The organism is Dellaglioa sp. CoH-57-MRSF-22 (assembly GCF_056781895.1).
Map to the genome: position 1 here is coordinate 1 of NZ_JBXAXT010000047.1, position 584 is coordinate 584.

1 protein-coding gene is annotated in these 584 nt (G+C 53.8%); it reads left to right on the forward strand.

Features of this window, described 5'->3' with window-relative positions; translation table 11 throughout:
* Positions 1 to 65: 65 nt before the first annotated feature.
* Positions 66 to 584 (forward strand): hypothetical protein (locus AC1RPR_RS08045; RefSeq protein WP_481763444.1); only part of this gene is annotated, 519 nt, incomplete at its 3' end.

Consider the following 584-nt stretch of genomic DNA (forward strand, 5'->3'; position numbering starts at 1 on the left):
GCATGTACTTCCGGTCGCGTATCAGTGGCACTTGGAGCGGGTGGTTGCAGCTGAGCAACGGTTCATTGCCACCGGCTACGACCTCGACGCTGGGTGCCGTTATCGTCGGCGCTGGTCTGAACGTGACATCCTCAGGATTGCTGAGCACGCAGATTCAATCAGTCAATGGCAAGACCGATCAGTATTTGGTTCTGACTGCCAACGATGTTGGTGCGATTCCATCTGACCAGATAGACAAACCGGGCGGCGTTGCCGGCCTATCGGCAATTCCTAACGGTTCCAGCAACCCGACAGACAACTACGTATACGGGCGCATCAAGAATACAAAGCTTCCGCTTGGTGCTGTCTATATAGTGGGTAACTTCGATGCTAACGCCAACCACGTATCTCAGTACGCAGGTCTTAACACCATCGATACGAACACGGCGCTTTTGGCGAGCGGTATGCAGACCATCGATACCGGGTATAACACAACCAATCCGTTCTACCAAACAGTTCCGGCAAACGGTTCGGCGTATCTGGTAACAGTTGCTGGTACCACCGCGCTTGATGGAATCACGTCGTGGGCAGTCGGTGAATTGGCT